This window comes from Devosia sp. Root413D1, assembly GCF_001425235.1.
In the GTDB taxonomy this organism is placed as follows: Bacteria; Pseudomonadota; Alphaproteobacteria; order Rhizobiales; family Devosiaceae; genus Devosia_A.
Genome location: NZ_LMEA01000007.1, coordinates 315,213 through 339,475 on the forward strand (window position 1 = coordinate 315,213; position 24,263 = coordinate 339,475).

Here is a 24,263-nt window from a genome sequence, read left to right on the forward strand (position 1 = left end):
AAAGCGCGACAAACCAAGATTGTCGGGAAGGTAGGCGGTCCCATGGCGATTGCAAGGCTAGCGCGTTGGCCCGTTGGGAGGAATCGTGATTGCCAGATTTGGGGATTCTTCACGGTTCCCCGCCTTAGCTGAACCATGGCTTACGCGGTTGCTCGTAATTTTGAGGCTGATGCAGACGAACTCGTCGGGGTTCCGCGCGAACGTACGGCCGGCGAACGGCTGCATCTCGATGTCGCCAAGCTGTTGCTTGCCAAAAAGACGCTGCGGCTCACCGATCTGGCGATCGCCATGCGGCAGACGGCGGAGTGGGGCTCGAGCCTTGCCGCAACCATCATCGCGCTCGGGTTCGTACGGCCGATAGACTATTACAAGGCGGTCGCCGAAGTGTACGGGCTGCCCTTCGTCGATCTGCAGCGCGAACCGATCGACCACACCCTGACCAGGGTCGAGGACCGCGCCGATTACGCCGAGCGCAACATCGTGCCCTGGCGCCGGATCGACGGCCGGCTGATCCTCGCCGCCACCGAGATTACCACCGAACATTTCCTGTGGGGCGACGAGCGGTTCGGCCCCGACAGCTACGATTTCGTCATCACCTCGCCATTCGATATCCTGTGGCAGACCCAGCAGCTGTTCCGCGATTGGGACAGCTTCTTCGCCCGCGAGGCGCTCTATTCGTGGAAGCCCGAGCACTCGGCCAAATACACGGTGACCAAGCCGCAGAAGCTGGTGTTGTGGGCGGTGCTGGCGGTCTTGCTGGCAGGTCTCGTGCTGGCGCCGATGGCGACGGCGGTGACGCTGATGGCGTTCTTCACCACCATCTACACCCTGACCTTCGTGTTCAAGTTCGTGCTGACCTTCATCGGCTCGTCGCGCAAGGCCGACATGGAGATCTCGCCCGAGGCGATCGCCGCGCTCAGGGACAGTGAGCTGCCGGTCTACACCGTGCTGGTGCCGATGTACAAAGAGGCCAAGGTCCTGCCGCTGCTGACCAAGGCGCTGAAAGGGCTGGATTATCCAGCCTCCAAGCTCGAGGTGAAGCTGGTCCTCGAGGAGGACGATACCGAAACCATCGAGGCAGCGAAGGCCCTGCGGCTGCCCGGCACCTTCGAGATCGTCCGGGTGCCACCGAGTCAACCCAAGACCAAGCCCAAGGCCTGCAACTACGCGCTGCAGTTCAGCCGCGGCGAGTTCGTCACCATCTACGATGCCGAGGATCAGCCTGAGCCGGACCAGTTGAAGAAGGCCGTGCTGGCCTTCCGCAACGGCGACCCTCAGCTCGCCTGTGTCCAGGGGCGGCTCAACTACTTCAACCGCTCCGAAAACTGGCTGACGCGGATGTTCACGCTCGAGTACAGCCAGTGGTTCGATTTCCTGCTGCCGGGGCTCGATTGGCTGAAGGTGCCGATCCCGCTCGGCGGCACCTCCAACCACTTCAAGCTTTCGGCGCTGCGCAAGGTGGGGGCCTGGGACCCCTACAACGTCACCGAGGATGCCGATCTCGGCGTGCGGCTGGCGCAGGAGGGCTACACCGTCGGCGTCATCAACTCGACCACCTACGAGGAAGCCAACGGCGTGCTGCCCAGCTGGATCAAGCAGCGCTCGCGCTGGATCAAGGGTTACATGCAGACCTGGCTGGTGCACATGCGGCACCCGATCCAGCTCTGGAAGTCCATCGGCGCCAAGGGCTTCTTCTCCTTCCACTTCTTCATCGGCGTGCCGCCCTTCACCATGCTGCTGGCGCCGATCCTGTGGGTGATCACCTTCCTGGTGTGGTTCACCAATAGCTGGGATTTCGGCTGGTTGTTCCCCGAGCCGTTCGGCACCATGGCGCTGTTCAACCTGGTGATCGGCAACCTGTTCCTCGTCTATTTCGGGGTGATCGCGGCGTTGAAGCGCAAGTACTATGACCTGGTGCCGGTCGGCATCCTGCTCCCGGTTTACTGGGTGCTGCACTCGATCGCCGCCTACAAGGCGTTCTGGCAGCTGATCTTCAACCCGCACTACTGGGAAAAGACCGAGCACGGCACCTCGAGCGTCACCCAGAAGACGCTCGAACAGGTCAAGAGCGAGGCGGCGAAATGAGCATCCTCGATCTCGCCACCGCCCCGGTTGCGGCCCATCAGCGGCGGCCATTCTGGCGCCCGGCGACGATTCTTTGGTCACTGGCGGCCGTGATTGTGCTGCTGGTGCTGGCGCTGCACGTCATCGATGGCGGCTATGTCCGCCGCGACATCGAACAGCTGCAGGCAGGCGAGGCGTGGCGAACCGGCGGCTGGCTGTCGCAGGTGGTGCTGCGCGTCGTCGGCCTGCTGCCGGGCACCCAGCTGCAGCAATGGGCGCTGTCGCTGACCGTCGTCGCCGTCTCGGGCTTCGCCTTCGGCGCGCTGTACGACCGGCTGCGCGCCAATGGCTGGTTCCGCATCGGCGCGTTCATCGCGCTCGTCGCGCTGATGCTGCATGCCGGCGGCCTCTACACGGTGACGGCATCCTCGCGCGCCATCCCGCTCTACATCGCCTTCGCCGCGCTGATCCCGGCGATCCGTTCGCTCGAGGATGTCGGCGACGTGCAATCGGCCATCGGGCTCGGGCTGCTGTTACCCTTGCTGCTGCTGGCGAGCCCGATCGCGGCGCTGCTGATCGTCCCGCTGGCCATCGCCACGGCCTTGGCGGATCGCGATGCGCGCACCGACCCGCGTGCCTTCGTGGCCATGCTGCTGGTGGCGATCCTGCCGACGCTGATCGTCGCCATCGGCATTGTCGGCTTCATCGTGCAGGCGCGAATGGATGTCGCGGCCGCCCTGCTGCCCTATGTCAGCACTTACACCAACCTGCACTTCGACGTTGAGGCGCTGGCGGGCGGGCTCGAGGCGCTGGCGGTGTTTGCGCCGGTGCTGATCGTGCCGCTGCTCTACTGCTTCTGGCCCGAACTCCCGGAGCGGCGCCACGTCTTCAGCGCGCTGGCGGTGATCGCCCTGCCGCTCTACCTGGTGTTCGCCCGCACCATCCTCAACACCACCATGACTGCCATCGTGCCGCCGATCGCGCTGATCGTTGCCTTCCTGTCGTGGCTTGCCGTGGTTCGGCTGCCGTTCCAGCTCCGGCTGCTGTCGTTGCTGCTGCTGGTGCTCGCGGCCGCGGCGAGCTGGACCTACAGCGATCTCTGGAACGATGCAGCGTGGAAGGCGGCGCTGTTCAACCAGGTTCCGGCCGGCATTGCGCAACTGTCCCTCAGGTCGGGCGTTTGACCTCCAATCAGAGGAGGTGCAAATGCACAAACCTGTCGTTGAAATCGACACTTTCATTGCTGCCCCCAGCGCCACCGTATGGAAGGCGATGAAGGGCGGCGCCATGTTCCCCGGCACCAGGATCGAGACCGATTGGAAGATCGGCCATCCCATCACCTTCAAGGGCGAATGGCAGGGCAGGAGCTTCACCGATCGCGGTGAGATCCAGACCCTCGCGGAAGCCAAGGAGTTGAGCTTCACCCACTGGAGCGACAAGGACGGCTCCGGCAAACGTCCGCCCAGCTACCACGTGGTCAGGTATGAGCTCGCCCCATCAGGCGCGCGCACCAAGGTGACGCTCAGCCAGTTCAACGAGGGCCAGGACACCGAGGTCGACGCCAAGACCCGGGCCGAGTTCGAAAAGAACTGGACCATGATGCTGGAAGGTCTGAAGCAGTCGGCGGAGGGGATGCACTGACTGAAGCAGACGGCCCCCTCCCGGCCTCCCCCATGAATGGGGAGGTGAAGAGTCGAGCGTTTGACACCCATCGCTGCCGCAATCTCAATGCGGCACCTCCCCCTTCATGGGGGAGGATGGGAGGGGGCCGTCTCTCTCAGTCCCTCACAACGAGTTACTCGCTCAAACCGATCTTCTCGAGCTCGTACGGCGTGGTCTGGTAGATCTCGTTGATCCAGTTCTGGAACAACAGGTGGGCATGGCTGCGCCACCGGTTCTCCGGCTCCACCGTGGTGTCGCCATTGGGGAACAGGTTCACCGGCGGCGCCGTGTCCAGCCCGGCTTTGACGTCGCGCTCATACTCGTCCGCCAGCGAGCGGTTGTCGTACTCGAGGTGGTTCAGCATGTAGAGGGCAGGGCGCACCTTGTCCTCGAGCATGCAGACGCCGATGTCGTCGTTGTCGATCAGCACTTCGAGGTTCGCCCCGAGGCTTGTTCGGTCGATGTCGTTATAGCGGCTCACCGGGATCATCGGGCTATCCGAAAAGCCATGCAGCCATGGCGTCTGCGGGCCGACCAGCTTGTGGCGGAACACCCCGAAGGCCTTTGACGGCATGCGGTAGCGCTTCGCTCCATGGAAGTGATGCAGCGCCGCCTGCGCCCCCCAGCAGATGAACATCGTGTGGTGCACGTTAGTCTCTGTCCAGTCCATGATCTCGAGCATCTCGGACCAGTACTTGACCTCCTCGAACGGCATGTTCGCCACCGGCGCACCGGTCACGATGAAGCCGTCGAACTTCTTCTCCCGCACCTCTTCCCAGGTGGAATAGAAGCTCTTGAGGTACTCTTCGGAAGTGTTCTTGGATTTGTGGTCGCTGACCCGCACCAGCGTCAGGTCGACCTGCAGCGGCGTGGCGCCGATCAGCCGGGCGAACTGCGTCTCGGTCCGCTCCTTGTTGGGCATCAGGTTGAGCAGGCCGATCTGCAGCGGGCGGATGTCCTGGCGGGCAGCGCGGGAGGAGTCCATGACCATGACACCCTCCGATTGAAGGGTTTTGGCCGCCGGCAGGTGGTCAGGAATGCGAATTGGCATGATGTGCCTCTAGATAGGATAGCGATCAGGTGAGCGGAAGCGGCGCCGGTGAGGGCGCTATCGCATTCGCTGACGGACCGCCCCTGCCACGAGGTCGAGGAATTCGTCGCCGTCGCGCACAGTGGCGAGGTCGCTGGCTTCGATGGTGTAACCGAAATTATCGGCGAGTTGCTGGTAGCGCGGCAGCCGATCCTTGAGCAGCGCCTCAAAACCCCAGGCGCCAAAGGCGTCCGGGTCGACGCCGGCGTCGTCCTTGACCTTGTTCAGGGTTTTGAACTCGTTCCACTTCTCGATGAGGAAGTGCGGCTGATAATACATCGGCTTGGGGCTGTGCTTGAAGCGTTCGATCAGCTTGTGGGCGTCGTCTTCGGTGCCGCGGATGTAGAGCAGCAGCGTGCTCGAGGTCAGCGCCTTGATCACCGGGTCCTCGGCATTGGCAGGGTCCACCACCTCGATCAGCGAACCGCCAGTATCGGCGATGAAGTTCGAGTAGCCATAGAGCTGGTCGGCGCGCTCGATGAAATACGGCACGTCCGCCAGCGCCGCGATCTCGGCCACCCGGTGCTGCTCCTGCCGGCGCTGATACTCGGCAAGCGGCAGGCCGCCGCGGCGCGCATCCCCGGGGCGCCCGAGATAGGTCGAGAGCGGGTCGAGGTTGGCGAAGGTGATGTTGCTGTCGATCTTGATCGAGTCCGTCCGCAACAGCTCGCGCAGGAACGGCACCTTCATGGCCTCGGCCTTGAAGTTGTCGACGATGAACTCGCCCATGTAGCGCGTGCCGATGCGGTAGTCGGCCGAATAGTGGAACCACTGGTGCTTGCGCAGCAGCGCCGCCAGCCAGGTCTTGCCGACCCCGGCCATGCCGAACACCGTCACGGCGTGACGCGGCGCGCTCAGGAAATCCTCGGCGGAATTGAACAGCATAGGGGCGGGTCCGGTTCGGCGTGATCGATTTAGACGATGCGCGGGGACGCGACAAGGGCAGGGGGCTCCGCCCGGCCATGCCACCCCGGCAATTCCTGCCGCCCGACCCGGACTCTTTTGCCCCTTTGTCGCCACACCCGTTACCAGCGCAGCGAAAAACCCAGCAATTTCAATGCGCAGCTGAACTGGCATCGCCCTTGCATTGCATTGTCCGAACCCGCGTGTCCGCACGCCAAATGGGGGTATGGAGCAAACTATGGGCATCTACGGCGCTCTTTCGACCGCAGTCACCGGGCTACGCGCCCAATCCTTCGCGCTCGAGAACATCTCGGGCAACATCGCCAACAGCCAGACCACCGGCTTCAAGCGCATCGACACCGATTTCGTCGACATGATCCCCGATGCCGCCCAGAAGCGGCAGACGGCCGGCTCGGTGCTCGCCTACTCGCGCTCGACCAACAACATCCAGGGCGACATCAAGGGCACCTCGACCGAAACCAACATGGCCATTAACGGCAATGGCTTCTTCGTCGTCGAGCCGCCGATCGGCATGTCGGACGGCGATACGCTGTTCGCCGGCGCCAACTACTACACCCGCCGCGGCGACTTCGAACTCGACAAGAACGGCTACCTTGTCAACGGCTCGGGCTACTACCTCAAGGGCCTGCCGATCGACCCGGCGACGCAGAACATCTCGAGTTCGGTGCCGCAGGTGCTGCAGGTGTCGAGCGCGTTCCTGCCGGCGCAGCAGACCACCTCGGTCAACTACGAGCTGAACCTGCCGCAACTGCCCAAGACCGCGGCTTACCAGGCCTCGAAGACTCCGGGCAGCGAGTTGCTGCGGGCGCAGGACTTCCTCAACATCACGCCCGATACGGCGGCGACCACCTCGGGTGCGACTACCACATCCGGCGCTGCCGCCAACACCATTGCCAGCGCCGGCAACACTCTGACCCTCACCGTCAATGGCACACCGGTCACCATTACCTTCAACGAAGGCGGCGGCACCAGCGGCACCAACGTCGACGTGACCGCCTCGGGCACCGTCGGTAGCCTGCTGACGGCCATCCAGACGGCCATCAACGGCGCGCTGCCGGCCGGCGATCGGCCCACCGTGGCTCTCAGCTCGAGTGGCGCCATCACCGTGACCGGCGCCGACGCCACCGACGTGGTGCAGGTTGCCGACAACACCACCGGCACCTCGTCGCTGGGCTTCGGCCTTGCCGACGGCACCTACAACCCGACCGTTTCGTCGGCTCTGGCCCTTCAGCAGCGGGTCAACAGCGTCAGCGCCGACAAGGCCGATGCCTTCGTTTCGCAGTCGATCTCCGGCGGTGCGGTGACGGTCTATGCCGGCAACGGTGCGCCGGCCAACGTGCAGATGCGCTGGGCCAAGGTGAACTCGACGGCGAACGGCGGTTCCGAGAAATGGAACCTGTTCATTCTCACCAACTCGCAAGCTACCGGCACCGGCACCGCCTGGTCTCGGTTCGGTGGCGACTACACTTTCGGGCCGGACGGCTCGCCCAACCCGCCCGTCGAGTCCACTGAGTTGCAGGGTCTCCAGGTCAACGGCGTCGCCATCGGCGACATCACCCTGCAGCACGGTGCCTCGGGCCTTACCCAGTTCGCCGATCCGAACGGCAATGCCGAAGTGACGACGCTCAACCAGAACGGCTATGCCGCCGGCGAGTTCGTCTCGGTCGCGGTCAACGACAATGGCCGCGTAGTGGTCTCCTACACCAACGGCCAGCAGCTTGAGGTGGCCCAGGTGGTCACCGCCAACTTCAGCGCCGTCAATGCGCTGAAGAGAATGGACGGCGGCGTGTTCGCCGCGACCTCGGAATCGGGCGAGCCGCTGCTCGACACCGACGGGGTGATCGGCTCGGCCGTCGAGGCCTCCAACACCGACATCTCCGAAGAGTTCACCAAGCTGATCGTCACGCAGCAGGCCTACGCCGCCGGTACCCGCATCGTCTCCGCGGCCGACCAGATGCTGCAGGAATCGCTGAACATGATCCGCTGAGGCGGAACTGAACCCCTCCGGCGCGGGTCCGCCCTGCGCCGGAGCTTTCTCAACTGGAGCAGGGTGGTATGGGGCTCTCGGTTACCCTCAGCAATGCGCTTTCGGGCATGCGTGTCGGGCAGAACGCGCTCGATACGCTGTCCAACAACGTCGCCAATGCCGGCACCCCCGGCTATCACCGGCGTTCGGTCAGCGTCATCGACTCGTTGGGCGTCAACTCGACCTATGCCCGCGAGGGCCAGCTCAGCCGCACCTTCAACCAATCCCTGCAGGCGCACTACACACGCAGCACTGCCGAATCCGGCTTCACCAGCGTGCAGGCGAGCTTCCTCGACCGGGTGCAGACCCTGTTCGGCAAGCCCGGCACTGTCGGCTCGATCGACAGCGCCTACAATGCCTTCGAGAGTTCTCTCGCCGCCGTGGCGACCAGCCCCGACAGCTATGCGAACCGAGCCGATCTGGTGCAGAAGGCCCAGACCGTGGCTTCGACGCTCAACCGGCTGAGCTCCGACATTCAGTCGCTGCGCCAGGAGATCGAGGCCAAGCTCTCCAACAGCGTCGACTCGATCAACAACCAGCTGCAATCGCTGGAAAAGGTGAACCTCAGGCTCGCCGACCAGGGCATCGATGCCACCTCGCGCGCCACCCTGATGGACCAGCGCGACCGGCTGGTCGAGGACCTGTCGCAGCAGATGGATCTGCGCGTCAATTATCGCGGCGACGGCACCGTTTCGCTGATGACCCGCTCCGGCGTCGGCATCCTCGACGTCAAGGCATCCGTATTCAGCTACGAAAGCGCCGGTGCGCTGTCGGCCGCCTCGCGCTTCAGCCCGAACGATGCGGTGAGCGGCGTCGGCAAGCTCTCGATCATGACTCCGGCCGGGCTGGAGATCGACCTGGTCAAGCAGAACGTCCTGCAATCGGGCGAACTCGCCGGCCTCATCCAGCTGCGCGACCAGCAACTGGTGCAGGCGCAGGATCAGCTCGACGAGATCGCCGCCTCGGTGGCGCAGGCCATGTCGACCAACGTCAAGCAAGGCACGCAGGTCACCTCGGGCCCGTCCAACGGCTACGAGGTCGACCTCGCCAACGTCCGCAACGGCAACGAGTTCACCTTCAAGTACACGCAGGGCGGCGCCGAAAAGACCGTCCGCGTGCTGCGCGTCGACGACACCACCAAGCTCCCGCTCGACTATGTCGATGCCAACGGCGCCAGGGTGATCGGGCTCGATTTCTCCGGCGGAGCCGCTGGGGTCGCCTCGCAGCTGCAGAACAAGCTGGGTGGGGGGCTGTCTGTCTCCAACCCGTCGGGCAGCACACTCAGGATCATGGACGACGGCGTCGCCGGCACCACCGACATGCTGTCGCTCTCGACCCGCACCACCTCCTCGGGGTTGCAGAACGGTACGCTCGGCTTCTCGCTGTTTGTCGATACCAACAATGCCGACTTCACCAACAGCCTCGACGGCGTCGGCCAGAAGCTCGGCTTCGCCAGCCGCATCAGCGTCAACGCCTCGATCGTCGCCGATAACAAGCTCTTGGTGCAATACACCGGCACGACGCCGTTAGGTGATCAGGACCGGCTCAACCAGGTGATCGCCAACCTCGACGACATGCGCTTTTCCGGCGGGCAGGGGGGTGGGCTGAGCGACGCCAGCTCACGCCTCGGCGGTACCGTCGCCGACCTGATTTCGCAGACCCTCAACTACCAGGGCAACGTTGCCGAAGCGGCGATCTCGAACAACGAGACGCAGCAGCAGACGCTGGCTGCCCTGACGCAGCGGCTCGACAGCGAATACGGCGTCGACGTCGACGAAGAAATGGCGCGCCTGATGGAACTGCAGAACGCTTTCGCCGCCAATGCGCGGGTGATGAGCGTGGTGCAGGAACTGATGGACTCCCTGATGCAGCTCTAGAAGGAACAAGCCCATGACCTCAGTCGGCAAGACGATGTTCCCGCTCGCCAACGGCATCAAGAACATCACCGCCATGAAGGCCCGCTACGACCAGTTGCAGACGCAGCTGGCCAGTGGCGAGAAGGCCTCGACCCTGGCCGAGATGGGCTCGGACCGCTATTTCGACCTGGCGCTGCGCCAGCGCATGGCGCGGATGGAGGGTTACCAGCAGTCGATCTCGACGGTGAACCTCAGGCTCGAAGTGCTCGATACGGTGATGAGCCGGCTCGATACCATCGAGTCCGACGCCCGCGCCGCGGCGATCTCGGGCGGCGGCGGCACCTCCGGCATCAATTTCCAGACCACGCCGACGCTGGCCGGCTCGCGCTTCGACGAAGTGCTGACGCTGCTCAATACCGATGTCGCCGGCCGCTACATGTTCGGCGGCAACCGCACCGACAGCCAGCCGGTGGCGACCTCATCCGATGTGATGAACGGCGTCGGCGCCCGTGCCGGCTTCAAGCAGGTGGCCGGGGAGCGCAAGCTCGCCGATCTCGGGGCCGACCATCTTGGCCGCCTCGATATCAGTCGGGTCACCGACACGGTGACGCTGGCCGAAGAGACCACCGTCTTCGGCATGAAGCTCTCCGGCATCACCACCACCTCGGCCAATATCGCGGTCACGGCCCCGGGCGGCGGTCCGCCACCGGCGCTGACGGTAAAGTTCGGCACGCCGTTGCCCAATGCCGGCGACAAGGTGCAGGTCAGCTTCACCATGCCTGACGGCACCGAGGAGCAGATCGTCCTCGTCGCTACGTCAGGCACGCCGGGCGACGGCGAGTTCCAGATCGGCGCCGATGCCGATGCGACTGCCGCCAGCTTCGAGACCGCGCTCACCGGCTCGGTCAAACAGCTCGCCGAGACCACCCTGGTCTCGGCCTCCGCCTATGCCGCCGCCGAGAACTTCTTCAACGGCCAGGGCGAGCAGGTGATGCGCGTCGACGGCCCGCCCTTCGACAGCGCCACCGGCCTCATCGCCGGCACCTCGGCCAACACCATGCTCTGGTACACCGGCGAGGACAGCGCTGATCCGCGCAGCACCGTCACGGCGCGAGTGGGCGAAGGCACCACCGTCGGCTACGGCGTCCAGGCCAACGAGAGCGGCTTCATCAACCTGATCCAGACCCTCGCTGCCGTCGCCGTGCAGGATTTCCCCGACAGCGATCCGACCTCGGAAAAGCGCTACTCCTCGATGATGTCGCGCAATGCCGCCCGCCTCGCCGATACCAAGGACAACCAGCCCGGCTCACTCGCCGCGATCACCGTCGAGCTTGGCCTCGCCCAGAGCACCACTGGCGCCATTGCCGAGCGGCATACCGCGCACTCCGCCCAGCTTGGAAACATGCTAGAGCAGATTGAGGCGGCGCCCACCGAGACGATCGCCATGGAAATCCTGGCGCTGAAGACGCGCCTCGAAGCGAGCTATCAGACCACCGCGCTGCTCAGCCAGCTGTCGCTGGTGAACTACATGAGGTAACCGATGAGCCGTGCAATCGTCGTCCGCGAACTTGGCGGCCCGGAAAAGCTGACACTGGAGCAGGTCGAGGTTCCGGCACCCGGCGCGGGTCAGATCAAGATCAGAAGCCACGCCATCGGGCTCAACTTCATCGATACCTACCAGCGCACCGGGCTCTACAAGGTGGCGCTGCCGTTCATCGCGGGCAACGAAGGCGCCGGCGAGGTGATCGCGGTCGGGCCTGATGTCACCCAGTGGCGGGTTGGCGATCGTATCGCTTACCAGGGCTCTGTCGGCGCCTATGCCGACGAGCGCCTGCTGCCGGCGGACCGGGTGGTGCGCATCCCCGATGCCATCAGCTACGAGGTGGCTGCAGCGGCGATTCTCAAGGGCCTGACCGCCTTCTACCTGCTGCACTGGACCCATCCGCTCAAGGCAGGCGAGACCATCCTTATCCACGCCGCCGCCGGCGGCACCGGCCAGATCCTGACGCAATGGGCCAAGGCGATTGGCGCGACGGTGATCGCCACGGCCGGATCGGACGACAAGTGCGCCATTGCCCAGGCGAATGGCGCCGACCTCACAATCAACTACCGAACCGACAACTTTGTCGAGCGGGTGAGGCAATTCACGGGCGGCAAAGGGGTGGACGTCGTCTGCGACGGCGTCGGCGCCGCGACCTTCGAGCCGTCGCTCGATTGCATCAAGCCGCGCGGCCTGATGGTGAGCTTTGGCAATGCCTCGGGTCCGGTGTCCATTCCCAAGCTGACCATCCTCGCGGAGAAGGGCTCGCTGTTCCTCACCCGCCCCACCACCGGGGGATATCTCAGGACCGCCGACGATCTGCGGCTTGGGGCCGAGGCGCTGTTCAATGTGATCTCGCTGGGCAAGGTGAAGATCGCCATCGACCAGACCTTTCCTCTTGCCGAAGCGGCCAAAGCCCACATCGCTCTCGAGACGCGCGCCACCACCGGCTCGACGCTGCTCTTGCCGTAAGGCGCGGCTGCCGCTAAAGGCGTGGCCGTCGGGTAGGTGGCAGAGCGGTTGATTGCTCCGGTCTTGAAAACCGGCGAACGTGAAAGCGTTCCGGGGGTTCGAATCCCTCCCTACCCGCCAAAGCATTTGTGATAATTGCCCGTCTTGGTAGGCGGTTAAGTATCTGTTAATCTATCACCTGCGGCGGACCATAACCAAGATTGGGGCTTGGAAATGGTTAGCTTTCGGACGCAGTTTTCTGCCGTACTTCTCGCATCTTTATTGGCCGCACCCGCACTTGCTGCGGGCGTCGCCGTTCGCCAGCTGCCGGATACGCCGGCTGCCGAACGGATGTCACGCGCCGACCTGTTGGCCCATAAGGGCTATTACCCGCAATCGTGCGCCGAGCGCCGCGTGTGCACCTTTACTGGCCCTGGCGGCGAAGTCTGGGTGTGGGAGGGCTATGCCCGGGCCATGCTGATGGAAGGCAAGACGCTGCTGTTCAAGGGCAAGTGCCAGAGCGCCTGCTACCTCGCCTATCTCGAGGCGGTAAAGTTCGACGCCAAAGGCTCGCCCGGCCGCGTCGAAGTCGCTCCCGGCACCGTCTTCTACAACCACAAGCCCTACCTGCTGCGCCAATGAAGCGCCTCTGGGAGAGGCTCGCCGACCAACTCGACCGTATCCCCTCCCGCTGGGGGGTGCCGCTGCTGGTGCTGACGGGAGTGGTGTTCTGGATCGTGGCGTTGCAGGTCGTGCGGTTCTAGGTAGTCCGGTCGTAGGGGCGGGGAAAAGTCACCGGACGGCAGCGCGTGCCTGCGTGACGATCTCGGCCGGGCCGCGCTGGTTGGCCTTCGCCCAAAGCCCGCGCGTATCGATGACCACCTTGTTAGCGATGGCCGATTGCGGGATGGCTCGGAACTCGCGGTGATCCACCAGCATGAGGATCATATCGCTCGATAAACCTGCATCCTGCTCGCCGAGTGTGACCAGAGCGGAGTGCGCGAGTTCGTCGGGCAGTCGTGAGATATGCGGCTCAATCACCCGCAGCTCGACGTTGGACCCGATCAATTGCAGCTCCTTGGCGAGCAGGCTGACGATTTCCACCGCGGGGCTCTCGCGGAAGTCATCGACATCGGCCTTGTAGCTAAGCCCGAAACAACCGATCGAGCGAATGCCGCCCGCGGCCACGCTTTCGAGTACTTTCCTGACGATTTGGCGCGGCCGCTCGCTGTTGATCCAGCGCGCCTCTCGGATCAGGCGCGCCTTCTCCCCCACCTCAGAGACGATGAACCAGGGGTCCACCGCGATGCAGTGGCCACCGACGCCCGGACCCGGCTTCAGGATGTTGACGCGGGGATGCAGGTTTGCCAGCGAGATCAGTTCCCACACATCGATCTGCAACTCAGCGCAGATTTCGGCCAACTCGTTGGCAAAGGCGATGTTCACATCGCGGAACGAGTTCTCGGTGAGCTTGCAGAGTTCGGCGGTGCGGGCGTCGGAGACGACGCAGTTGCCGGTGACGAACGAACTGTAGAAGGCGCGGCAGGCTTCGCCGGCACGCTCGCTTAGCCCCCCGATCACCCGGTCATTCTCGGTCAGCTCGCGTAGGATCTGTCCGGGCAGGACGCGCTCAGGGCAATGGGCCACAAGGACATCGCCGCTGTCACTGCCCTGGCGCGAGCAGGTGAGGTCTGGCCGCAGCGTTTCGATCCAGCGCGCCACCAGTTCGGTGGTGCCTACTGGCACAGTGGATTCAAGGATCACCAATTGGCCCTGCTTGAGCACGGGAGCGATGGCGTGCACTGCGGCGTTCACATAGGTGAGGTCGGGCTTGTAGCCGCCGGCGAACGGCGTCGGCACGGCGATGATGTAGACGTCGCCGCTCTGTGGGGTGGTCGTGGCGACGATGCTGCCATTGGCGACCAGGGCCGCGAGGGCCTGGGGCAGGCCGGGTTCGACGATCGGGCATTGGCCGGCGTTGATATTGGCCACCAGCGCTGCGTTGACATCGACGCCGACCACCCGCATCCCGCTTCTGGCAATCACTACGGCGGTTGGCAGGCCGATATAGCCCAGGCCAACGACGACACAAGTACGAGCGATAGATGTGGCGGTCATGGCTCAAATTCCTTCATCTTGCGTCCAACCAGTAGGTCGGCGATGCGGCGTGAGGCCCGCCCATCGCCATAGGGATTGATGCGGCGCGCCATGCGCTCGTGTTCACCGGCTGGGCTGAAGACCCGGCCCACGCGCTCCACGATGGTGCGCTGGTCTGTGCCGACCAGTTCGACCGTACCGGCCGCAACCGCTTCGGGGCGTTCGGTCACGTTACGGGTTACGAACACCGGCTTGCCCAAGGCAGGGGCTTCCTCCTGGATGCCGCCGCTATCGGTGAGGATCGCGTGGCTGCGCTTCATCAGGTAGACGAATGGCAGGTAGTCGAGCGGCTCGACCAGGTGGACATGCGGCACCCCCGCGAGGACCTGGCGCACCGGACCCTGCACATTCGGGTTGGGGTGGATCGGGTAGACCACCTGCAGCCGATGGGTGCGCGCCAGCTCGGCAATCGCGGCGCAGATGTCGAGCAGCGGCTGCCCGAAATTCTCGCGCCGATGCCCGGTCACCAGCAGCAGCGGCCGGCCGGGCTCGAGATAGGAAAAACTCTCCGCCAGACCTGCGGCGAGGCCCGGCTCGTTCTCCACCCGAGCGGCCATCATCATCAGCGCATCGATGACGGTGTTGCCTGTGAGGTAGACCGCGGCGCGCGGCGCTCCTTCGCGCAGCAGGTTGTCGCGCGTCTCGGCCGTGGGGGTATAGAACTGGTCGGCGATGACATCGATCAGGCGTCGGTTGACCTCCTCGGGCCATGGCTGCAGCGGGTCGCCGGATCTCAGCCCGGCTTCGACATGCCCCACCGGAATTTTCTTGTAGAACGCTGCCAGGGCGGCGGCCATCGCGGTTGCGGTATCGCCATGTACCAGAACGCGGTCCGGTCGCCAGGCGTCGAGGATGGCGGAGAGCCCGGTGAGCACGGCGGTGGTGATCTGCTCGAGCCCCTGCGCCGCTGTCATGACGTCGAGATCGTAGTCGGGCTGCACCTCGAACAGCGCCAGCGCCTGATCCAGCATCTGCCGATGCTGCGCCGTGACACAGACCCGAACCTCGAGCGCGGGCTCGACCGCCAGCGCCTTGACCAGCGGCAGCATCTTGATGGCTTCGGGGCGCGTACCGAAGACGAGGAGTATCCGCATGGCCATCAGGCGAGCTCCGGCGCTGGGTGGGGGCAGTTCATCGACGCAGAGATCCCTCGAATATCGAAGCCAGCTGAGCGGTGTTTGCTTCGCGGGAATAGGCGTCAGTCACAGCGATAGGGTTTCGCTCGGCGCGAGCGTCGAACTGCTCGTAAGCTGTCATCATTTGGTGAATGGCCGCGGCGAGGGAATCTTCATCGCCGGGTGTGAAGCCGACATTTGCGCCGGTTGACTGGAGAATGTCGCGGCCCTCTCCATTTATGCCGAAGAGGATCGGGCGCCCAACGGCGAGATAGTCGAACACCTTTGACGGAATGGTCAGATCGAACACGGCATCGGATTTCAGGCTGATCAGAAGCACGGCGGAACGAGCGAGCTCGTCCATGGCATCGTCTTTGGCGACGGCGGCACTAAACGTCACGCGACCTTCTACTCCAGACTTGGCGGCAACTGCCTGGAGGTCGGTCTTGAGAGCGCCATTTCCCAGGAACTCGAGGGTCCAGCCATTCGCAATGGACTCGTTGCAGATCCGCGCGAAGCTTCTGATTGCGGCGTCCAGCGCCTGGGCACGCCCAAGATTGCCCGCATAGAGTATCCGCTTGCGATCCACCGGCGCAGAGGCCGCGCGTGCATGGTTGGCCGACACGCCGTTATAGATCACCGATGTGCCTGTCGACGTGCGGGATCCTATATACTCGGCCATCCGGCTCGACACGCAGGTGATGCGATCAGCACGGTCATAGAGCCATTTTTCGAGTAGCTTGCCGACCCTGAACCCAAGACCAGTGTCGGACAACTGGCCGGCGGCAACTGCAGATTCCGGCCAGATGTCACGAACATCAAAGATCAGCGGGCAGCGATTTATCCGGGCCAGAAACCATCCGGTTAGACCTACAAACAGAGGTGGCGAGGTGGCCCAGACGACGTGAGGACGCCAGCGCCCGAACAACTGCGAGAGCCCTACCCAGGCACTGCGACGTACAAACGAAAGATAGTGCGCCACATAGCGCCAGGTTCCACCACCTTCAGCAGAGCTGACGCGCACACGCAACACCCCATGCAAGCGGTCAGTTTCGTCATCGATCTTCGCATCTGACTTATGGGGTTCGGTGGTGATCACCTTGACGTCGTGCCCTAGGTTGCGAAGGATCTCCGCCGTCTCGCCAATGCGAAAAGCCGCAGCAGTGATGTCGGGGGGGTAAAACTGCGACACGATCAAGATACGCACGAATCTACCGCCTCTCTTGCTTCGCATATGCCGATGTCATGAGCGGCTTTAGCCACATGCAGGCATCATTGCGGCGCTGCATTGCAGGATCAGGCGCTCTGTGCGGTATGTCGCCGGTAGCGAACAGGATCCGCATCAGCCCCACTCGAAAACGGTGATCAGCTCGCCGGCTGGCATCGGAACGAGCAGCGTGCTGGCGTGCAGCCTTTGCCCGAAGCAGGGATGCCAATCGCTCTGTTCAACAGTCGCTGGTGCCGTGGAGCGCCACCGGATGGCGCGCCCGGAGGTGGTAATCAGTCGGTCGCCGTCGGCGGCCACGCCGGGCGCCAGATGGAAGCGCGCGATCGCCGGCACGGGCTGGCTGCCGTTGACCTGGTCGCGGACTTCTAGCGCGTTGTCCGTCATCACCCAGCTGCGTCGGTGCAGCGGCTTGCCGGGCAAACGACGATAGCCATTATGGGCGGCAGAGACGGCGGTCTCCTGGGCCGTATCAACCACTGCAGTGGCTTCCACACAGGCGCGCCGACCCACTCGAAAGCTTGCCCACATCTCCGATGAGTCCTGGCTTGCGACCTCGACGGTGCTGTGGGCGCGTGTTGCGCGCTGCGACTCCCGCAGTGGTCCGCGTTCGTAGGTGGAGGTGCCGCCATTGACGATGACACGCTCGTCGCCGACTGAGAGCTCGAATGACAGAGTATCGGCGTGGGCATGGCCGGGCAGGTAGTCCGGCCCGACGGCGGCCAAGTCGAGGAAAGCCGCTGCATCGCCGCGGTCGAGGCGCACATAGCCCGAGGGGGCGAGGTGGCGAAGCCGGCCACTCGCACTGAGCAGGTCTGGCAGCCCGAGCCGCCGGGCGTAGGCCTCGAGATCGCCCAGCGGGGCGGCAACGCCGAAAGCGGCGTCGTTGAACAGGGCGATCTCCCCGTCGGGGTGGGTCATTGCCGCGAGCCAGGCTCGCATCCGGCCGATGATCTCCGACAGCGCGGCAAAGAACGGTTCCGTCCGACCATAGGCGCGCCCGGCATTGGCGAGGTCCAGCAGGTCCTCGAGGATGATGGCGTGATACATCGGCGAGAGCTCGAAGTGGCCGCCATCACCGAGGATTTGCTCGGGCAACTGGCGCCCATAGATTTCGAAGCCCTTACGAAGCCAGCCCTCGGCCTCATCGCCCTCGAAGTAAAGTCCCGCCAGCACCAAAGCCTTGGCATTGGCGAGCAGGTGATTACCGAGCAGATGCCACTCAAGGTGCGTCATCAGCCAGCGCAATTGTGCCGCAAGGCTGTCCCGCCAGCCGGCATCGGGCTGGTTGCCGGCCAGCCAGAATTTGACCCAGTTCGCTGCCCGCAGCGAAACAGGGTAGGGCTCCCAGCCGGTGCCGTTGGCCGGCGGATTTTCGGCGATCCACCGACTGATCAGCTTGCGCTGCAGCGCGCGATGCTGCTCGTCGCTGGCCGAGGCGAGGTCGTCAAAATAGTGGAGGTTGTAGAGCCAGAGCCTGGTTTGCGACGGATCTTCCCACTGGGAGGCTTGGGCGATCTCGCCGTCGTGATTGAGAAAGCGCGTCCGCCAGGCTGTGTGAAGCGAGCGCTCGCGCGGGGCAGGGGCCGCCCATGGGCCGATCACCGTCCGCACGGGAGGGGACGGCCGAGTATCGATCCTGCCTCGCTTGAGCTGTCGCCAGGCTCGGCCGTACACCTGCACCGGCCGAAGGCGACGAACCGTATGAAACAGCCGCAGGGCGTCGGCACCAGCCTTAGTCATTATCGAGACGCCATCACGGGGGACGTCGCGGAGTTACCGGGCCAGTTTGGACGGCGCGCCATCTCAGACCGTCCCTCCGGCTTCCAGCGCAATTGTCGCGCGGCTGACTTCGATCAGTTCCTCAAAAGCGATGGGTGACGGCCCGCCGTTGGCAAGCGCGTCGATGAAGGCGCCGATGCAGACGGCCTGGCCCTTGTCCTGTCGCCACAAACGCTGCCGCTTAAGGCCGGGCCAGCCGAAGCCGGTGAGGGTACGGAAATTGTCGAGCTGAGCGACCCTGCCAGCCGAGAAGACCTCCAGGCGCTCCTTGGGAAAGGCCTTGGTGCCATTGGCGAAGTAATGGATCGTGCCGATCGAGCCGTCAGCGAATCCGAGGTCGATGCTGGCCGTATCGCCGGTGGTAGAGACCATGCGGTTGAGGCGCGCGCTGATGATCGAGGATCCCGCCACGTGCCTGAGCAGGTCGACGAAGTGGCACGCCTCGCCGATCAGTCGACCACCACCCTGTTCGCGATCCTGCGTCCAATGGCTGGAGGGGATGGCACCGGCATTGACGGTCATCACCATAGCCTTGGGTTCGCTGCCAAGGAGCTTCCGCAATTGCACCACATGTGGCGCGAAGCGGCGATTGAAGCCGACCATCAGGGTCGGCGGACTCCCGCCGGTTGCCTCGTAGGCAGCGGCAATAGCTTCGAGTTCAGCAGCGGTGATGGCGAGCGGCTTTTCGACAAAGACGTGCTTGCCGGCTTGCAGCGCCCGGATCACCAGATCAGCATGGCTGTCGTGACGCGTGGCGATGACTACTGCGTCGATCGCCTCGTCGGCCAGCACGGCGGCAACGTCGGTAGTCGCCGTCTCGATGCCGAACTTGCGCGCCGCATGCATGCCGCTCACGCCGGCGCTGGAGGCAACCACTTTCAGCCTGGCGCCAGTCGCCTGCAGTGCCGGCAGCAGGATACCGGTCGCGTAGTTGCCCGAACCGATCAGGCCGATCGTGGGGCTTCGCGCTGACCGTGGCTGCCGCGCCTGCATCGTGGCTGCAACCGGCACCCTGACGCTCGGGCTGCGCAGCAGTTCGACAGCCTCGGTCGTCGGATAGTTCAGCAGCACGCCAAGGGAGGGCTCGCTTCCACCCACGATGCGATACGCCGCTTCCGCGTCATCGATGGCGAAACGGTGGGAGATCAGCCGCCCGACGTCGAGCTTCCCTTCAGCCAGCATCTGCAGCACGGCCTCGAAGTTGCGCTGCTCGGTCCAGCGGACATAGCCGATCGGATAGTCCAGTCCCTTGATTTCGTAGGCGGAGTCATACCGCCCCGGACCGTAGGAGCATGACACCTGGAAGGTCAGTTCCTTCTCGTAGAAATCAGCACGCGAGAGTTCGAGCCCCGTCACACCAACCAGCACGATGCGGCCCCGCTTGCGACACATCTGCGCCGCCTGGTGGATCGGCTCGCTGCTTTTCGTTGAGGCGGTGACGATGACCCCATCGATGCCGTGGCCGCTACTCATCGCCTCGGCGCGCCGCACGGGATCGTTTCCGGCGGAGAGATCGACTGTCTCGGCCCCGAACTGCCGCGCCAGTTCCAGCCGCGCCGGGTCGAAATCCAGCCCGAGCACTCGGCAGCCATGCGCGCGCAACAGCTGCACGGTAAGGAGACCAACGAGCCCGAGGCCTGAGACGGCAAAGACCTCACCCAGCGTCGGTGCAGCCAGCCGGATGCCGTGCAGCGCGATGGCGCCGAGCACAGTGAAGGCCGCCTCTTCGTCACCCACGTTGTCGGGAATGCGCGCCGCGAGGTTGGTCGGCACACTGACGATCTCGGCGTGTTTGCCATTCGAGGCGACCCGGTCGCCCACCGCAAACCCGTGCACGTCAGGGCCGAGCTCGATGACGCGACCGACATTGCAGTAGCCTAAGGCCAATGGCTGATCGAGCTTGCGGCTGACGGCGTCGAAAGTTTCGGCGAGGCCATCGGTCCTGGCCTTCTCCATTACGGCCTTCACCCGCTCAGGCTGCTGCATGGCCTTGCCGATAAACCCGGCCTTGCCAAACTCAACCAGCATCCGCTCGGTGCCGGCTGAGACAAGGGAGGCTGTCGTCCGCACCAGCAAGTGCCCACGCCCCGCACCGGGAGATGGAACCTCGGTGAGCTCAGTAACGCCGGTGCGTAGGGACTGCAGGATTTGTTTCATTGTTGGGGGCAACTCACGTCGCGATAATCTGCTGGTACGCCGAGACCGTCTGCTCAACGATTTGCTTTAGATCGTACTTATGCCGTGCCTCGCGGGAGATGCGACTGCGGTCCCAATCGTGAAGTAAAGCTGCCTGCAGGACTGACGTTTGATCGTTGATGTCGTCATCGAGAAAGAAGAAGCCATTTTCTCCGGGTGTGATCATGTATTGCATGCCAAATTTCTTGGCGCTAACTGCCGGAACGCCGCGTGCATTTGCCTCGGCAATTGCCATCGGAGCGTTTTCTTGTAGCGAATTGACTAGGAGGCAGGAAGCTGTGTCTAGAGTCGATGCTAGATCTGCTGCACTAACGTTGCCGAGCCAATGAACTCGATCACCAATTCCTTCGGAGTTCGCGAATGTTCTGCAAGCTTGGTAATAGGCATCGTCAATAGTGGAGCCACAAATCCGCAAGGTGGCAGACGGGTATTCGTTCATTACCCGGGCGGCAATCCGGAGCATTCCAAGTGTGTTTTTGAGTGGTCCGACTCTTCCGATGGAGACGATGCTGTTTCGCTGTCGTTCGCTGGCCATCGATGTAAGCGCGCAGAAGACTGGGTCCAGGGCGTTGGGAATGTCGAACGTCTTTGCAGTTGCGACGTCGGGAAGGACGTCTCTGACATATGGATTGATTAAGATGATGTTCTTTGATCGGGCGCGAGCATCGGCCTCAACGCATTCCACCAGCCTTGACGCTAGTCGACGAGTCGTTGATCCCCAACGCTGTCCGCGGGCGGAAACCAAGATGTCTCGGTGCGCAAAGCCGTGGATTGTCAGCACTCGCTTAGTACGGAGCTTCCTACCCACCCCAGCCGAGCCCTGAAGATGAACTAACTCGGGCCGGAACCTGTCGACCGCCCGTTTTAGTCGAGCCGCATCGCTGGTCCAGTAGCGCAAGGCGCCAGTGCCCGGCCCACGCTGCAGGTAAACCACCGGCACGCCATGCGCTTTTGTCTCTAGGTCGCGTGAGGCGCCAGGGACAACAAGAGTAAGGTCGAGGTGTCGCGATAGCTCGGGCAGAAGGGTATCGATTACCCTTTCCACCCCACCTGTTATCGCATCGCCGGGCTCCGGGTAGGGACCCACCATTACTACCCTCATCGCGGCCTCGCCCGCGATAGCAGCGCGACCAGCATCACCTCCGATGCAACCATCACAACTGCAGTTGCCACTACAACGTCGAGCAGAGACCGCGTAAATAGAAGCGTGATTGTCAGCACGGTTAGCCGAACCAGCCCCACCAAGGCGCCAAGTCTAGGCACGCCCACGGTGTGGAGACTTAAGCTATAGATGCCGATGGTGGCGGTTGCGGAATACCCAGCAAAAAACACCACAAAGACGATGGCGATGTCCGGGTACTTCTCTCCGTAGAGAAACTCGAGGACCACCGAGCCTAGATATCCGGCGACCAGCATTGTCAAAAGCGTTGCGAACACCACGAACCGGCCGCGCCGACTCCAGAGAAAGGATTCGATCGCTGTGTGTTTGCCTATCATTCGCGGCAGAAGCACGCTTCGAAGCGAGTATACAAGCAACGAGACCGGGCTGGCAAAGGTCAACGCGATGCCGTAGGTAGCAACACTACCTTCGTCCATGCGCGCATGGGACACGAACTGCGGAACATACTGCAACGCGATGAATGTAACCGAAGCAATATAAACAAAGAAGGCGTATCGCGCTGCGTCCCACGACTTCCTCGTCGACGCCCACGACCAATTCGGCAAACCCTTAGCCAAGGTTACGCCAGCCAATGTCGGAAGCGCGTAGATGGCCACGGCCACTAGCATGGGGCTTCCGACTATAAAGAGGGCTGCTAAGCCTGCCGTCAGACGTATCGTTGCGAAGATTAGGCTTTTTCGACTGAAGCTCCGGTAGTCCTGTCGTGCCTGGTCCGCTGAGCGTCCGCCATTCCATATGTTGAGAACAGCGCCGAGAGCGATGCCAAGTGCAATCTCTTTCATGCCAAAGATGGGGCCGATGGTTGTGGAAATCGCTAGGGCAATGGGAACAATTGCAATCCGCACTATTAGGGCCGACGCAAGGACATCCTCGTCCAATGTCTCGCGGTACCATTTTGTAGCTGTGATGCTTATCCCAAGCTCCAAAAGGGCAGCTGACATCATCGCGGATGCAGTAATTATGCTTAAATCTGCAAATGCAGAAGTGGGCATTTTCAGCGCGGAGATGAAAAGCACGACAAATGTGGCGGCCTGAACGAACAGAGTAGACAGGAACGTGACGGTGGTTTGCGACAGTAAGCCAGACGCCTCTTTGGCTGGCGGCTCCTCGCCTTTGGTGACCGCTGCAGCGTGGGTCATTGGGCGCTTTCTGACACGACAAACCGTAGTTTGCCGCCCCTGGTTCTCCCCAGGCTGCTTACATACTCAACATTGACGGCAGTTTGCTCGCCAAGGCGATTCCGAAACTCAAGAAGTAAGTTCTCCTCGTCCCGAGGCCCAAACCTGCTACCTCTAACGACGAGCACCGTAATAGCGCCTGGGCTTGTCTGTCGAATTTGGGCCTCGTGCACGTTCGTCATGTCTTTGAAAATGTGATCTAACCGTCCCACGCGGCTCCCGTTGGCCAGGAGTACATAGTCCTCGTTCCTGCCATCGATACTTTCGACAGTGCGTCCAGGACGGCCGCAGCTGCAGGTGCGGTCCGAAAGGACAACAACATCGCCGACGTCATATCGCAGCAACGGTGTCGCAAGGTTAGAGAAATTCGTTCCAACCACTTTGAAGACGCCAGGCCGTGAGCTAGGCAAAAATTCGACCCCGCTGAAGTCCTCGTCGACATGCAACGACCCGCACTCGCACTGAGAAAAGTTCGCAGCGGCCTCCGTCATTCCGTAATGTTGAAGCGGCATAGTGCCAAACGCCGAAAGGATAGCACTTCTCTGCTGAGGCATGAGGTTTTCAGACGCCGTGGTGATCCACCTTGGTGAGTATCCCAAGTCAAATCCTGTCTCGATGGTACGTGCGGCCAACAAAGCGAACTGGGAAGGATACCCGTGCCACCAAAGCGGACGCCTTCGACGAAGTTCAATCAAGTAGGCGTCGAGCCGGTCAGGGGAGGCGTGGTATCCGCTGAACAGTATCTGCCGCCCAGGGATGTTTACCCGCCAAAAGGGCGGACCTTGCTGGTCGATCGAAACAACCGATCGTCCTCCAAAATAGGCACACCATTCGCCCTGTTGTATCCCGTGATGTCGCCAATAGCGCCACCAAATCGAATACTGTTCGCGAACGGCCTCGATTGTGCTGTGAAGATGAAGACCGGTACCGGTTGTACCGCTGGTATGCAAAGCTATTCGCCGCGAGGCCCCGATGGCGCTCGACACAAAGGCATCGGGCTGCGCTTGCAGTTCTGATTTGTTTAGAACCGGGAGGCGATGAAGACTAGCTAAGGTGTCAAAGTCCCCCGCTTCTGCACCAATTTTGCCAAAAAGGTCTCTGTAGAACGGAGTCGTATCAAAGGCGTGCTGGACGAACTGACGAACGCGGCGGTCCCGAAATGCCAACAATTCCGGCCCAGACATCACCAGTCTTTGCTCGGCTTCGTGCAGCTGCGATCTAAAACCACGACCATAACGCGTCCAATTTACATACTGCCCGTACGCGCTGCAGGCCGCATTCTGCAAAACAACTGGGAGTCTTTGGTATACCGACATT

At 63.0% G+C, this 24,263-nt stretch carries 19 protein-coding genes and 1 tRNA gene; 10 read left to right on the forward strand and 10 right to left on the reverse strand.

The features are described 5' to 3' along the window. The first annotated feature begins 135 nt into the window (after positions 1-135). From ASC89_RS06350 to ASC89_RS06360, 3 genes are read left to right on the forward strand one after another with little or no spacing between them, the layout of a single operon-like run. Positions 136-2,085 (forward strand): glycosyltransferase family 2 protein, encoded by a 1,950-nt coding sequence (locus tag ASC89_RS06350; RefSeq protein WP_055995938.1) that lies wholly within the window; start codon positions 136-138, stop codon positions 2,083-2,085. Then, positions 2,082-3,248, forward strand: a complete 1,167-nt coding sequence (locus ASC89_RS06355; RefSeq protein WP_055878296.1) for a hypothetical protein — start codon at positions 2,082-2,084, stop codon at positions 3,246-3,248. Before ASC89_RS06350 ends, ASC89_RS06355 begins: the two co-directional genes overlap by 4 nt. A 22-nt stretch (positions 3,249-3,270) precedes the next feature. After that, entirely contained in the window at positions 3,271-3,705 is a 435-nt protein-coding gene (locus ASC89_RS06360) for an SRPBCC domain-containing protein (RefSeq protein ID WP_055995941.1), read from the forward strand. A 154-nt stretch (positions 3,706-3,859) separates the two neighbouring features. Here the strand turns inward: ASC89_RS06360 and metA are convergent, their stop codons facing one another. Together metA and ASC89_RS06370 are read right to left on the reverse strand one after the other, a co-directional pair. Next, positions 3,860-4,777, reverse strand: coding sequence for a homoserine O-succinyltransferase (metA, locus tag ASC89_RS06365; RefSeq protein ID WP_055878292.1), 918 nt, complete (start codon positions 4,775-4,777; stop codon positions 3,860-3,862). Positions 4,778-4,834: 57 nt separating this feature from the next. After that, the gene (locus tag ASC89_RS06370; protein WP_055878291.1) at positions 4,835-5,701 is read right to left on the reverse strand and encodes a hypothetical protein; all 867 of its coding nucleotides are present in this window, start codon (positions 5,699-5,701) and stop codon (positions 4,835-4,837) included. 256 nt (positions 5,702-5,957) lie between these two features. Here ASC89_RS06370 and ASC89_RS06375 point away from each other — a divergent pair, with 256 nt between their 5' ends. The 7 genes from ASC89_RS06375 (at position 5,958) to ASC89_RS29090 (ending at position 12,877) form a co-directional block, all read left to right on the forward strand. After that, the gene (locus tag ASC89_RS06375; protein ID WP_055878289.1) at positions 5,958-7,727 is read left to right on the forward strand and encodes a flagellar hook protein FlgE; all 1,770 of its coding nucleotides are present in this window, start codon (positions 5,958-5,960) and stop codon (positions 7,725-7,727) included. A 68-nt stretch (positions 7,728-7,795) separates the two neighbouring features. Then, positions 7,796-9,643: a flagellar hook-associated protein FlgK gene (gene flgK / locus ASC89_RS06380; RefSeq protein WP_055878287.1), complete on the forward strand. Its 1,848-nt coding sequence runs from the start codon at positions 7,796-7,798 to the stop codon at positions 9,641-9,643. Positions 9,644-9,656: 13 nt separating this feature from the next. Further along, positions 9,657-11,159: a hypothetical protein gene (locus ASC89_RS06385; protein WP_055878286.1), complete on the forward strand. Its 1,503-nt coding sequence runs from the start codon at positions 9,657-9,659 to the stop codon at positions 11,157-11,159. Between the two features lie 3 nt (positions 11,160-11,162). Next, a complete protein-coding gene (locus tag ASC89_RS06390; RefSeq protein ID WP_055995944.1) occupies positions 11,163-12,134 on the forward strand; it encodes a quinone oxidoreductase in 972 nt (323 codons plus the stop codon). A 30-nt stretch (positions 12,135-12,164) separates the two neighbouring features. Next, positions 12,165-12,254: transfer RNA gene (locus ASC89_RS06395), tRNA-Ser, on the forward strand. A gap of 141 nt (positions 12,255-12,395) precedes the next feature. Further along, complete coding sequence (locus ASC89_RS06400; RefSeq protein ID WP_156384525.1) at positions 12,396-12,755, forward strand: hypothetical protein; 360 nt, start codon at positions 12,396-12,398, stop codon at positions 12,753-12,755. Continuing rightward, complete coding sequence (locus ASC89_RS29090; protein ID WP_274532686.1) at positions 12,752-12,877, forward strand: hypothetical protein; 126 nt, start codon at positions 12,752-12,754, stop codon at positions 12,875-12,877. Before ASC89_RS06400 ends, ASC89_RS29090 begins: the two co-directional genes overlap by 4 nt. A 28-nt stretch (positions 12,878-12,905) precedes the next feature. On the opposite strand, the gene wecC is transcribed toward ASC89_RS29090, so the two are convergent. The 8 genes from wecC to ASC89_RS28405 form a co-directional block, all read right to left on the reverse strand. Continuing rightward, a complete protein-coding gene (gene wecC, locus ASC89_RS06405; RefSeq protein WP_055995947.1) occupies positions 12,906-14,231 on the reverse strand; it encodes a UDP-N-acetyl-D-mannosamine dehydrogenase in 1,326 nt (441 codons plus the stop codon). Then, the gene (wecB, locus tag ASC89_RS06410; protein WP_274532687.1) at positions 14,228-15,370 is read right to left on the reverse strand and encodes a non-hydrolyzing UDP-N-acetylglucosamine 2-epimerase; all 1,143 of its coding nucleotides are present in this window, start codon (positions 15,368-15,370) and stop codon (positions 14,228-14,230) included. Before wecB ends, wecC begins: the two co-directional genes overlap by 4 nt. 31 nt (positions 15,371-15,401) lie before the next feature. After that, positions 15,402-16,592: a glycosyltransferase family 4 protein gene (locus tag ASC89_RS06415; RefSeq protein ID WP_055995950.1), complete on the reverse strand. Its 1,191-nt coding sequence runs from the start codon at positions 16,590-16,592 to the stop codon at positions 15,402-15,404. A gap of 135 nt (positions 16,593-16,727) precedes the next feature. Beyond that, positions 16,728-18,353 carry a heparinase II/III family protein gene (locus tag ASC89_RS06420; RefSeq protein ID WP_082533214.1) on the reverse strand — a complete coding sequence of 542 codons (1,626 nt, stop codon included), beginning with the start codon at positions 18,351-18,353 and terminating at the stop codon, positions 16,728-16,730. Between the two features lie 63 nt (positions 18,354-18,416). Further along, positions 18,417-20,606, reverse strand: a complete 2,190-nt coding sequence (locus tag ASC89_RS06425; protein ID WP_244488408.1) for a bi-domain-containing oxidoreductase — start codon at positions 20,604-20,606, stop codon at positions 18,417-18,419. Beyond that, entirely contained in the window at positions 20,563-21,690 is a 1,128-nt protein-coding gene (locus tag ASC89_RS28100; protein WP_082533215.1) for a glycosyltransferase family 4 protein, read from the reverse strand. The genes ASC89_RS06425 and ASC89_RS28100 overlap by 44 nt, the downstream gene beginning before the upstream one ends. After that, a complete protein-coding gene (locus ASC89_RS06435) occupies positions 21,687-22,907 on the reverse strand; it encodes a hypothetical protein (RefSeq protein WP_055995959.1) in 1,221 nt (406 codons plus the stop codon). Before ASC89_RS06435 ends, ASC89_RS28100 begins: the two co-directional genes overlap by 4 nt. Then, positions 22,904-24,262 carry a phenylacetate--CoA ligase family protein gene (locus tag ASC89_RS28405; protein ID WP_156384526.1) on the reverse strand — a complete coding sequence of 453 codons (1,359 nt, stop codon included), beginning with the start codon at positions 24,260-24,262 and terminating at the stop codon, positions 22,904-22,906. Before ASC89_RS28405 ends, ASC89_RS06435 begins: the two co-directional genes overlap by 4 nt. Between the last annotated feature and the right edge of the window lies 1 nt (position 24,263).

Coding starts and splice junctions, on each gene's coding strand:
- ASC89_RS06355 (WP_055878296.1), top strand. CDS start 2,082: ATGAGCATCCTCGATCTCGCCACCGCCCCGGTTGCGGCCCATCAGCGG.
- ASC89_RS28100 (WP_082533215.1), bottom strand. CDS start 21,690: ATGAGGGTAGTAATGGTGGGTCCCTACCCGGAGCCCGGCGATGCGATA.
- flgK (WP_055878287.1), top strand. CDS start 7,796: ATGGGGCTCTCGGTTACCCTCAGCAATGCGCTTTCGGGCATGCGTGTC.
- metA (WP_055878292.1), bottom strand. CDS start 4,777: ATGCCAATTCGCATTCCTGACCACCTGCCGGCGGCCAAAACCCTTCAA.
- ASC89_RS28405 (WP_156384526.1), bottom strand. CDS start 24,262: ATGTCGGTATACCAAAGACTCCCAGTTGTTTTGCAGAATGCGGCCTGC.
- ASC89_RS06420 (WP_082533214.1), bottom strand. CDS start 18,353: ATGACTAAGGCTGGTGCCGACGCCCTGCGGCTGTTTCATACGGTTCGT.
- ASC89_RS06350 (WP_055995938.1), top strand. CDS start 136: ATGGCTTACGCGGTTGCTCGTAATTTTGAGGCTGATGCAGACGAACTC.
- ASC89_RS29090 (WP_274532686.1), top strand. CDS start 12,752: ATGAAGCGCCTCTGGGAGAGGCTCGCCGACCAACTCGACCGTATCCCC.
- ASC89_RS06435 (WP_055995959.1), bottom strand. CDS start 22,907: ATGACCCACGCTGCAGCGGTCACCAAAGGCGAGGAGCCGCCAGCCAAA.
- ASC89_RS06390 (WP_055995944.1), top strand. CDS start 11,163: ATGAGCCGTGCAATCGTCGTCCGCGAACTTGGCGGCCCGGAAAAGCTG.
- wecB (WP_274532687.1), bottom strand. CDS start 15,370: ATGGCCATGCGGATACTCCTCGTCTTCGGTACGCGCCCCGAAGCCATC.
- wecC (WP_055995947.1), bottom strand. CDS start 14,231: ATGACCGCCACATCTATCGCTCGTACTTGTGTCGTCGTTGGCCTGGGC.
- ASC89_RS06375 (WP_055878289.1), top strand. CDS start 5,958: ATGGGCATCTACGGCGCTCTTTCGACCGCAGTCACCGGGCTACGCGCC.
- ASC89_RS06360 (WP_055995941.1), top strand. CDS start 3,271: ATGCACAAACCTGTCGTTGAAATCGACACTTTCATTGCTGCCCCCAGC.
- ASC89_RS06370 (WP_055878291.1), bottom strand. CDS start 5,701: ATGCTGTTCAATTCCGCCGAGGATTTCCTGAGCGCGCCGCGTCACGCC.
- ASC89_RS06385 (WP_055878286.1), top strand. CDS start 9,657: ATGACCTCAGTCGGCAAGACGATGTTCCCGCTCGCCAACGGCATCAAG.